Annotated in this window: 10 protein-coding genes; 4 read left to right on the top strand and 6 right to left on the bottom strand. The window is 47.1% G+C overall.

The window, feature by feature from the left end; all coding sequences use genetic code 11:
- Positions 1 to 311: 311 nt before the first annotated feature.
- The 4 genes from QL234_RS26010 to QL234_RS25995 all read right to left on the bottom strand — a co-directional run bounded on the left by QL234_RS26010 (position 312) and on the right by QL234_RS25995 (position 3,177).
- Positions 312 to 518: a hypothetical protein gene (locus tag QL234_RS26010; protein WP_044831129.1), complete on the bottom strand. Its 207-nt coding sequence runs from the start codon at positions 516 to 518 to the stop codon at positions 312 to 314.
- Positions 519 to 728: 210 nt separating this feature from the next.
- Complete coding sequence (locus QL234_RS26005) at positions 729 to 1,610, bottom strand: DMT family transporter (protein WP_281560679.1); 882 nt, start codon at positions 1,608 to 1,610, stop codon at positions 729 to 731.
- A 134-nt stretch (positions 1,611 to 1,744) separates the two neighbouring features.
- A complete protein-coding gene (locus QL234_RS26000) occupies positions 1,745 to 2,458 on the bottom strand; it encodes a DUF2182 domain-containing protein (RefSeq protein WP_281560678.1) in 714 nt (237 codons plus the stop codon).
- Between the two features lie 101 nt (positions 2,459 to 2,559).
- On the bottom strand, positions 2,560 to 3,177 hold the full coding sequence (locus tag QL234_RS25995; RefSeq protein ID WP_281560677.1) for a DUF1326 domain-containing protein: 618 nt from the start codon (positions 3,175 to 3,177) through the stop codon (positions 2,560 to 2,562).
- A 174-nt stretch (positions 3,178 to 3,351) separates the two neighbouring features.
- On the opposite strand from QL234_RS25995, the gene QL234_RS25990 reads away from it, so the two are divergent.
- A complete protein-coding gene (locus tag QL234_RS25990) occupies positions 3,352 to 3,660 on the top strand; it encodes a hypothetical protein (protein WP_281560676.1) in 309 nt (102 codons plus the stop codon).
- A gap of 198 nt (positions 3,661 to 3,858) precedes the next feature.
- Here the strand turns inward: QL234_RS25990 and QL234_RS25985 are convergent, their stop codons facing one another.
- Positions 3,859 to 4,836, bottom strand: coding sequence for an alpha/beta hydrolase (locus tag QL234_RS25985; RefSeq protein ID WP_281560675.1), 978 nt, complete (start codon positions 4,834 to 4,836; stop codon positions 3,859 to 3,861).
- Positions 4,837 to 5,102: 266 nt separating this feature from the next.
- Positions 5,103 to 6,914 (bottom strand): ABC transporter ATP-binding protein/permease, encoded by a 1,812-nt coding sequence (locus QL234_RS25980; RefSeq protein ID WP_281560674.1) that lies wholly within the window; start codon positions 6,912 to 6,914, stop codon positions 5,103 to 5,105.
- A 281-nt stretch (positions 6,915 to 7,195) separates the two neighbouring features.
- On the opposite strand from QL234_RS25980, the gene QL234_RS25975 reads away from it, so the two are divergent.
- The 3 genes from QL234_RS25975 (at position 7,196) to QL234_RS25965 (ending at position 10,579) form a co-directional block, all read left to right on the top strand.
- The gene (locus QL234_RS25975; RefSeq protein WP_281560673.1) at positions 7,196 to 8,248 is read left to right on the top strand and encodes an aldo/keto reductase; all 1,053 of its coding nucleotides are present in this window, start codon (positions 7,196 to 7,198) and stop codon (positions 8,246 to 8,248) included.
- Positions 8,249 to 8,654: 406 nt separating this feature from the next.
- Positions 8,655 to 9,341: a PilZ domain-containing protein gene (locus QL234_RS25970; RefSeq protein WP_281560672.1), complete on the top strand. Its 687-nt coding sequence runs from the start codon at positions 8,655 to 8,657 to the stop codon at positions 9,339 to 9,341.
- Between the two features lie 488 nt (positions 9,342 to 9,829).
- The gene (locus QL234_RS25965) at positions 9,830 to 10,579 is read left to right on the top strand and encodes a hypothetical protein (protein WP_281560671.1); all 750 of its coding nucleotides are present in this window, start codon (positions 9,830 to 9,832) and stop codon (positions 10,577 to 10,579) included.
- The last annotated feature ends 55 nt before the right edge of the window (positions 10,580 to 10,634 follow it).

Here is a 10,634-nt window from a genome sequence, read left to right as displayed (position 1 = left end):
ATTTGATTGATCTTGCTTGATAACTTTTTCAATCATGGCACATTACGATGCCTTTGCGGAGTGACCATCTCAAGCATGCCCTTTTTGTCATTCATAAGGTAGTTATGGGGACCGCCTTAGGCTGTTTGGCTATGGTTAATAACCTGTACCTGAACGGCTATTTTCATGGTGAGCAATGGCTAATAATTACAGCGCTGCGTCCTGGCAGAAGTTGAGTGAGGGCGTAAATGTTTTGCTTTATATTTACGCCATAATTGATAACAATGTCTCTGGCATTTTGGCAGTAACGCGTGCTAAAGCCGACCAGGTTGTCAGGCATCTTCCTCATGCATCTGGCCGTCGATCAGGCTGATTCGCTCAGCCAGCTCTTCATCATGTTTGACCAGCTGATAGCTGCCGTCACACATATATTCCAAAAAAATGGTTTCTCCCTTACTGGCCTGTAGCTGATCGAGTACTTCTTGTGGCAATTCCACTCCCAGGCCGGCACCAACCGCTTGTATCTTAAGTTCAATCATTGTCGAAATTCACTCATAGGATGATGGGATTATTTTTGCAGATGTTGTTGCAAAAACGATGTAGTAATCCAAATTGTAGTTGTGCTGATTTGCAGATACAAGGCGGTGGGGTCGCCGGGGATTTGTTTCCGTAAAAGGTTAAATGGCCTGGCTGCTATAGGAAAAACTTTAATTTGTTATTCTTTGCTTTTTCTATGGGCGCTGATGAGTTTACGATGTTTTATTTGCAGCGAGCCCATTCACATAATATCGGCCAAGGAGTACTATCAGTATGCCGCCAAGCACCATCAGGGATGAGAGCATCAACTGCAATGAAATGACTTCATTGGCAAATATTACCCCGCCTAAAGCTGCAATAATAGGCACCAGTAGTTGAACAACGGCGGCTTGTATCACACTGAGTCCCCTCAGTGCTATATACCAGACGGCATATCCAATGCCCGAGGCAATTGCTCCCGACAACACCGCCAGTAAAATTCCGTCCCGTGACAGATGACTGTTGTAAAGCATCGGCAATACCAAGAGCAGAAGAAAAGGCAAGGTGCGTAAAAAGTTATAGCTGGTGTCGGCAAGCGGGCTGTTCGACCCCCGGCCTTTAAGGGTATATACGCCCCAGGCAATACCGGCAATGGTCATCAGGACAAAGCCGGTAAAAGACGGGGTGCTCAGACTAGGTTGCACTAAATAGACAAAGCCGGAAAAGGCGATCAAGGTGCCCAGCCATTCTGTTGCGTGAAGCTTGATGCCTGAAAGCAAACTGGCCATGATCATGGTCAGCTGAACGGCACCGAAAAGGATCAGGGCACCTGTGCCTGTGTCCAATGAAATATAGGCAAATGAAAAAGTGACCGCATAAAGGAATAACATAAAAGCAGCCGACCAGCTGCCTTTGGCTGGCGGTGTTTGATTGCTTTTTGTTGCCAGCAGTATAACCCCGAGCATAATAATACCGGAGAATAAGCGAATGGCGGTGAAGCTGGCGGCATCTATCGCGCTGTCTCCCAGCGCCAACCGGCACAAAACCGAATTTCCGGCAAAGGCAAAAAGTGCAAAGCCGGTACAGGCGGTAATTTTAAAAGTATTGGTGTTCATAAAAGCCAGTGTGCCTTAGCCATAACCTAAAATAGCAAGAAAATGTCTCTAACAAGATACATATTATCAACAAAATAAAATGTTTAGGGTGTTTTAAAGGGGAGCTTAACACGCCAGTTAAAACAAAAGGCAGCTTAGCCGGTTAAGTGATATAAACTGATGCCGATAGCGGTGACGATCAACAACAATCCCAGCGGCCGGCCCAGCTTTTGCCCCCAAGCGGCATTTTTTTCTATCGCCATAATAAAAGCCAGCAGCAACATCCAGCTAAGGTTTGCTGCGGAAACCGCAAACATCAGCAACATCAGCGCCCAACAGCAACCGACACAAAACAGACCATGCTGCCAGCCGATGTTAAATGCCTCACGCCGGTCATTTTTGCCGTGCCAGTGGCTCATCAGAAAACCCAGGGGCGTACGGCACATGTCCAGGCAGGCATATTTGACTTTTGAAAATTGAAAAGCACCGGCCAACAGGAAAAGTCCTGCACTCCACCCCCAGGTTTGTTGCATTTGTCTGCCACCGGGAATTTGTTCAAGCCCCCAGATAAGCGCCAGTGCTAATACACCAAAACCGAGCCAGGCTAGCAGATAACCACTTAACAGTAGCAACAGCAAATAACGGCTTTGTTTGCGCGAAGCCGTCATGCGGCGAAACAGGTTGATCAGCGGCACTGTGGTCGGCAGCATCATGGCAATTGTCATTAACAACCAACCCGCTAAAAAGGCAACTGACGAGAGCCAGGCCGGTACATGGCCGTGGTGAGCGTGTGCGTCGCCGCCATGGTTGTGAAATAAAAAGCCGTATGGCGACTGCTCCAGATACCATAATACTATCCAGGACAGCACTACTATGCTGCCCAGAACAATGGTTATCAGGTTGCGTGACGGGCGAACATTTATATCGTCAATAATTTTGCCCTCGGCAAAAGACTTAAGGTAAACATTATTTAACTATCACAACCTGTATGTTCGAACAAAAAGTCACTTTGAATGGAGTTGAATCCCTCAATATCAATATCGACATTTAAGGGCTCGCTTTTAAGGGTAAACTTGCTTGCTTTGCCGACATAGGCGGGAGCCCCCGGTACCGTGGAGAAAATACTGTTGGACAGCGTGGTGACCTCTCCGGTTGCGCTTCTATACGGCTCAAGCTCGGCATAGGCGACATCGGCTACCTTCAATATGCCTTTGCCTTCATTTACCTTAAACAAAATAGGCACCCGTTCTACAGAGGTAACTTCTCCCACCAGTTGCACAAGTTCTTTTACCGGCCCGCCTTTAGCGCCGGAATAAACCCCCTGGATAGCAGCTGCCTGCTCGTCCGTGGCATTTTCATCAATGAACATAGTAACCCGCCAATTGCCGTCGAGCACATTTCCCGGAATAAAGACCGCTAAAGCTATGGTTAAGCCTCTTACGTCAACGCCGTCAATGGTGCCATGCTGAAAATTCCAGGCCATGGCGGATTTACAATCAACAAAATCGGGGTCTTCTCCCACCCAGCAGGGGCAGAGGATTTTACAGGTACAAACTTCGAGCAGACTGCCTTGTAAACGATATGACATGGTGTTCTCCCTAATATTTAGTAGGTGTAAACATCCTTGAATTTAAAGCAATTATAGTGAAGATTTTCACTATAGCAAAAGCACGTTACGGCACCGGATAACACGATAACGACAAGCACTTTAATAACACCGGCTTAGCTGCTAATGTTAATTTTGATCTGGCATGAGGGACTTATGACTTTTCAAACTATTTACCCGGCAGGGAAGGCGCTTGTAACACTTTTTCACTTGCTTCAGGGGAGCGAAAACGCAGAAAAAAACGCTGGCTTTTATGCGTTTGCCGGTGCCGCTTTAGTGATTTTTCCCAACCCTGGCTACAGCATTGAAATTGACGGAGATATGCGTGATTGGAACGCCATTGAGGTAGCGGTCACCGACAAGGCGGGAGATGCCCACGGTACCGGTTGGTTTTCCAAACAGGGATTGCCCAAGCCAAAAAAAGCCAGGTCAGACAATCCGGGGATCGGCTTCGCTAGAGGGTAGCGGAAAGCTGTCACAGCAGGCAATTAGCGGTGGATACCTGTTAGGTGAAAAATCATTCCGGGGCTCAGACAGCGCCGAGCCGTTTAACTATACGCTCAAATCTGTGCCGAGAAAACGGAGCTTTCCCGACAACAAGAATAAATCTGCTCCCGGATGTTTGCGACCGCAAATACAGTGCTGCGCGTCAGTGAGTCCCGGTTAACGTTTGGGTAATTCATAACTGCGCTGGTCCGGTTTGACTCTGCCGCCATCCATGGCCTCCAGCATATGTTTAAGTGCCGGGGTGGCTTTGCCGTTACCATTTTTATCCAAAAAGTAGGTATGCCCCTTAGGGGTATCAACGCTGTTGTTAAAATTATCACAGTCAACTTCATAGACATTTCGGGGTAAAAGGTCTAAATCTTCCGGGCCTGTCATACCGAGTCGGCGCGAAACCACCTTGTTTTTTAAATTGGCTATTTTGCTGGCAGGCATGGCCAGATCGTCATTGGCAAAATAAACCAGGGTATTGCGTGCGGTATTAGGAATTAATTCGGCGTTTTGTCCCGGCTCCAGGCAATGGTTCACTACATCCGGCGCAAACATAAAGATATTGCGGAACAGCTCGGGCACTTGCCCGGCATGGTCGTGACGGCCCCAAAAGGCGACGGCGTTTCTTAGTACCCTTGCCCCCATGGAATGCGCTAAAATATTGATCCTGCGGGCACAGGGCTTGGGTAATGAAGCTTCTTTATTACGCCAGATATCAAATTTGGTCAGCATTCTGGCAAAAGCGCCGCCACTGGCATCGGCGGCTTTTTGATCGTCCCAGTAATCATCAATAAATGCGGCAAGAGAGTCATCATCACAGGGCCACATTAACGGCACCACATAAGCAAAGTCGGCACCTTTTTCTTTATTGATTAGTGTTTGCAGCGTTGTTGCATTGGGAAATATATCCGGCTCTGCGGTATTATTGAAACCATGAATATAGAGTAAAATCTGGGTTTTGGGCGGCAGGGCTTTTAACCGGGAAAAAAACTCCAGGCTGCCTATTTCAATATAATCATCTTCACCTTGGCGCTCACAAAAATACATGTCTGTTGCCGCCCTGGTTTTTTGTACCGGAAAGGAAATTTTTCTGTTTTTCTTGCTTCTGACGGATTCTTTTGGGGTGCGGTTGGTTGCAAATAACATATTGGCCTCATCTTATTGTTATTGGGGTGATAAATTGCCAATAACTGCAAGATGAGGGCTTGAGCAGGACAAGATTCAATATCCCTATCCAAATAAGACAATTCAATACTAACGTATTGTAAGGCTAGTAGTTTTTGTTGTTATGTCAAATGAACCTGGCTGCTGAACGGCCTGGCCGATGTACTTTTATTTGGTGAATTTTTAAGGGATTCAGGGGGAGGTCGCCAAATCTGACGCTCCCCGGCCGGTGGATTTCTCTGCCGGCTTTAATGTGGTTGAAGATGCTTGAACTGCAACTCCACCAGGCGCTGATAAAGCTCGCAGCTTGCCATCAGCGATTTGTGATCTCCCATTTCAATCAGTTTGCCCTGATCCAGCACTGCTATTTGATCAGCATGTTGAATGGTGGATAACCTATGGGCGATGATCAAGGTCGTGCGGCCACGCATCAATTCTTCCAGCGCCTGCTGTACATGATGCTCACTTTCACTGTCCAGGGCACTGGTTGCTTCGTCCAGTAACAGAATATGTGGATCTTTTAATATTGCCCGGGCAATGGCGATACGCTGGCGCTGGCCGCCGGAAAGCCTGACCCCCTTCTCGCCGAGAAAACTGTTGTAGCCGTCGGGCAGGGTGATGATAAATTCGTGGGCATGGGCTTTTTTCGCCGCCTCGATCACCTCTTCGTCGCTGGCGTCCGGTTTGCCGTAACGAATGTTGTGAAAGACATCGCTGCTAAAAAGCGCCGGTTGTTGCGGTACCAGCGCCATTTGCTGGCGTAAGTCTTTGGGATCGAGCTGGCGGATATCCGTGCCTCCCAGGGTAATGGTACCGGACTGGGGATCATAGAAGCGTTGCAACAATTCAAATAAGGTGGTTTTACCGGCGCCGGAAGGTCCTACAAGGGCCAGCACTTTTCCTTGTTCAGCGCTGAGTGTCAGTGCATCGGTCGCCGGGAGATCCGGCCGGGAAGGGTAGTTGAAGGTGACATTTTTAAAACTTATTTCTGCCGGCAGACTCGCGGCAGAAACGGCATTTTTTACCGGCGGCAATATATGGCTTTCAACCTGTAAAATCTCTATCAGTCTTTCCGTTGCTCCCGCCGCACGTTGCAGCTCTCCCAGTACTTCGGAAATGGTGGCAAGGGAAGAGGCGACTAAAATGGCATAAAAAACAAAAGCGCCGAGATCGCCGCCGCTCATCTTGCCTGAGATCACATCACTGCCGCCCACCCATAACATGCCGGTAATGGCGCCAAAAACGATGACGATCACACCGGCAATTAAAGTGGCGCGTTGCTGAATGCGGCGACGGCCGATTTGGAAGGTTTTTTCAACTTCACCTGAAAAAGAGACTTTTTCTTCCGGCTCCCGGGTATAACTTTGCACCGTTTTAATATGCTCTATTGCTTCCCCGGCATAACTGCCGACATCGGCCATGGAGTCCTGGCTTTTTCTGGAGAGCTTTCTCACCTTGCGGCCATAAAAGAGGATAGGCACCAGGATAAAAGGCACTGAGGTCAACACAATCAACGTCAATTTAATATTGGTGGCAAATAACATCACCAGGGCGCCTAAAAACATCAGCGCACTGCGCAGCGCCATGGAAAAAGAAGAGCCGATAATACTTTGCAGCAGCGTGGTGTCTGTGGTGATGCGCGACATGATATCGCCGCTGCCGCTGGTTTCAAAGTAACTGGGGTGCAGGGTGATCACATGGTTAAACACCGCCAGGCGGATATCGGCACTGACCCGCTCCCCTATCCAGGACACCAGGTAGAAGCGGGCAAAGGTGCCTGCGGCAATCAGGACCGTGATGCCAAGGATAAAGAACACGGCATTTTTCAGCTGCTCCAGCGATTGCTGGACAAACCCCTGGTCAATTAACATTCTCACCCCCTGGCCCACAGATAACATCACGGCGGCGGTAAAAATAAGCACAATAATGGCGGCAAGGCCCCGTGCTTTGTAGGGGCGGATAAACTGAAGAAGCTCTAACAATATCGTAAGTTTTTTACCTTGCTTACCCGTTTGGACATCAGCGGGGGCTGATATTGTTGCTGAGGGATCTGACTGCATATTTTTCCTTATTTTTTGCCTGTAAAAAGCGGTAATACCGCTAGGGTCATTGAGAGTAACACTAAGGGACAGTGTACGCGCTAATTCACCGACAAAATAGCAATTATTGCCAGGCATTAGCCCAATAACGATTTGCACAAAGACACGGTTTCCTTAATCAATAAGCTGGCTTATATTATTGAGGTGATTTGCCAGTAATATAAGCCATTTACCTTGTTTTATTCTTTGCTTCGGGTAAAGGAGCGCCGGGTAAGGATAACCACTTTAAGTTCAGGAGTTTTATGAAATACCTTCAGTTAGGCAGCAGCCCGTTAACAGTCTCCCGCATTTGCCTGGGGACTATGACCTGGGGCGTACAAAATAGTCAGCAGGATGCCAACGATCAGCTCGATTATGCCCTGGCGCAGGGGATTAATTTTATTGATACCGCAGAAATGTACGCCATTCCCCCGAAAAAAGACACCTATGGCAAAACCGAGACCTATATCGGCAACTGGCTAAAAGTCAATCCGCAAAAGCGCAAAGACATTGTTTTGGCATCAAAAATTGCCGGGCCGGGGTTCTCTTATATCAGGGAAGGTAAGGCGATAACCGGCAAATCGGTTATTCAGGCGGTGGAAACCTCGTTAAAACGCCTGCAAACCGACTATATCGATTTATACCAGTTGCACTGGCCTAATTATCCCACCCCGCATTTTGGCAAGCACTGGCCGAATAATACTCACTACAGTGAATTTGATGTTGAGGCGCAACGCCAGAATATGCTGGATATTCTACAGGGCTTAGATGCCTGTATAAAAGCGGGCAAGATCCGCTATTGCGGCTTATCCGACGATACCCCCTGGGGGTTGAATCAATACCTGAAATTAAGTGAGCTGCATAACTTGCCGCGCATGGTGTCGGTGCAAAACGAATTTAGCCTACTGCACCATAAAGACTGGCCTTATTTAATTGAAAATTGCGCACATGAAGATGTCGCTTATTTGCCCTGGTCGCCGCTGGCAACCGGGTTGTTAACGGGGAAATACCTTAATGGCGCCCGTCCTGCCGGCACACGCTTTACTTTTATGCAGCGTCACGGCCTGTTCAGGGATACGCCGATAGCCAATGAAGCGGTAACCGCTTTTGTCGAGCTGGCCAAACAGCATGGTATTTCACCGGCGAAACTTGCCCTTGGCTGGGTTGATCAGGTTAACGGGGTAACTTCTACCATTATCGGAGCGACCAGCATACCCCAGCTACAAGAAAATATTGCCGCATTCGGTGAGCCTTTATCCGCTGAAATCCTTCACGATATTGACCAGGTATTGAAACGTTACCCTGCGCCGTTTTAATATCCGTTGGCTTTATTGCAATAACCCGGTTTAGGAAAGTCTCCAGGCACCGGGTCGCCATTTCCGGCGGGGGCTGTTGCGGCCCCTGTCAAAATTTTATCGGCTGTTTTAAGTCATTTTCTGTAATGGCCTGGATTTTTTTATTGGCTAAGGTCAATTAAACAATCGCTTTTTTTCTTTTTATTTAGCTGTTAAGCCACTCCTTCTCTTGATTGAATGATTTTTGGTCAAAATATTGCACTATCCATTTTGTCCCTAAAGAAACACAGGCAAAGCGGCTAAGCACGGTATTTTGACTCCTGCTCCGGTTTTATGACCCGTGTTTAACATTTAGCCCGGGACAGTCATATGTTTAAAACAGTTGCCGAATTGATGTACCGGTGCTGTTTTGTTGTAGCAAGAGGTAATGATGGCGGCGATTAAAATTCCCAGTATTGATAATCACAAGTTTGCAGTATTTAACAAAATGTCTCCCGGTTGTTCTTTGACTGTGCAGGTAAATGCGGCGCAAACCATACGTTTCTCCAGCCAGTTGATCGGTTATGAAATGGGCAGTTATTTGTTGATCACTTTACCTGCCGGGGCTAAAGATAAATACCACAATACCTTGATGGTGAGCGGATATGAAGTGGTGATCCGTGCCTTGCTCGATGGCGGGTTATGCCTGGCCTTTTCCTGTCCGGTAGAATCCCTGGTTTCTTACCCCCATGAATTTCTGGTATTAAGCTTCCCCAAACATATAGAAACCTGTCAGTTAAGAAAACATCCAAGGGCGGCAACTTGCATCAGCGCCATGATTGAAAATACCGGCTTCGAGCAGGTCCCTGTGATCAATGGTTGCATACAGGATATTTCATTAGGCGGCTGCTGTTTTGTCTTTGATATGCCCGCAAAAGTCAAAGATGTACATCATAGAAAACTTATGGTGAACCTGGGAGATCAACAACATAGTGTCGGCATGCTGGCGGGGGAGGTCAGAAATCAGCGTAAACAACAAACGAAAATACGTCTGGGGATAGCTTTTGACGAAACCACCAGCCAGGTGGCTGCGTTGTGCCGTCAATTACATGTCGACTTAGCCGCCTTACGTTAATTTCACCAAAACAACACAAATTGTCCGATAACCTGGATAAATATCTTAATGTTTCCCTATTCAAAATTGCTGCTAACATAAATTTCTCACAAAAATATCACGATAAAAGTTAATTTTTTTAACATTTATTTCACCGCAAATTCAAAAGGTTAAAAAAAAGTTAAAATCAATTTAAAATTATTTGAAATTAATCCTGAGGCCTCTGGGTCTTTTTAAATCGATTGAAGAGTCGAAATAGATCGACGGCGTATTTCAGGATGATGTTGAATGTTCAATAAAAGAAATTTTTCAAAATTACCTATATTCCCCGGTTTAGTTTTCACTTTACCCGTGTCGCTAATGTTATTGCCGGCACAGGCGTCAATATCAATCGTTATTGTTTTTAAATGACAAAGGTTTATGTCAACTCATTTGTTGATCGGCTGTGCTGCTGATAACGGCCTGCCGGTTGGGAAAATCAAGAATCGTTAATAAATAAGGAAGATACGATGAAAACTATTACAAAAAATGCCATCACTCGTGCCCTGGTTAAGTTCAATTTAGTTACTGCGGTTATTGCCTGTAGCACTTTCGCTCAAGCCGGAACGGTGCAGACGCTTAACTTTACCGACCAGCATGCTCCTAACTGGGGTATGCAGCAGTACGGCGGCTTTGCCGTAAGCCCGGGCTCAACGTTCAAAGTAGTGATGACACCTGATGCCGCTAAAGATTTAGACGGTGAAAGTGAAGTTTCCATGTATGTCAACTGGGACTCGGCGCCTGCTATTTTTGGCAGCAAGTTTGTTTGTTCTCCGTCACATGCATCGAACGATTATTATGCACAGGAAGTTTGCGAGTTAACGGTGCCGTTAGGGGTTTCAACCGCCCATGTTGGCATCAGTGGTTTTAGTTTCTTCGCCTATCACGATTTAACCATTACCCATGAAGCCCCAAAGGTAGAAACCTTCGCCGGGCCGATTGGCAATACCGAATGGGTTTACAAAGAGTTTCCAGTTACTCCGGGCAGAGGTTTTAAAGTTGAAGTGACCCCTATTATCGGCGACGACCACAGTGAAACCGATGTTTATGTGCAATTTGATTCACAGCCCTGGTATAACAACTACAGCTGTAAATCTATGCTGGCAGACGATTTGACCGACGTGTGTGAAATCATAGTGCCGGAAGGCGCCAGCAAAGCCGTTGTTGGTATCATAGGCTCTGGTTTCCACGTAAGCTATGACGCGAAAGTAACTTACTAGTCATTTGCCCCGGTCAGCGCTGCTTTAAGCACTGACCGGTGAACAAGTTGAGCTG

The organism is Thalassomonas sp. RHCl1 (assembly GCF_947387555.1).
GTDB lineage: Bacteria > Pseudomonadota > Gammaproteobacteria > Enterobacterales > Alteromonadaceae > Thalassomonas.
This window is presented reverse-complemented; position numbering and strand designations above follow the sequence as displayed.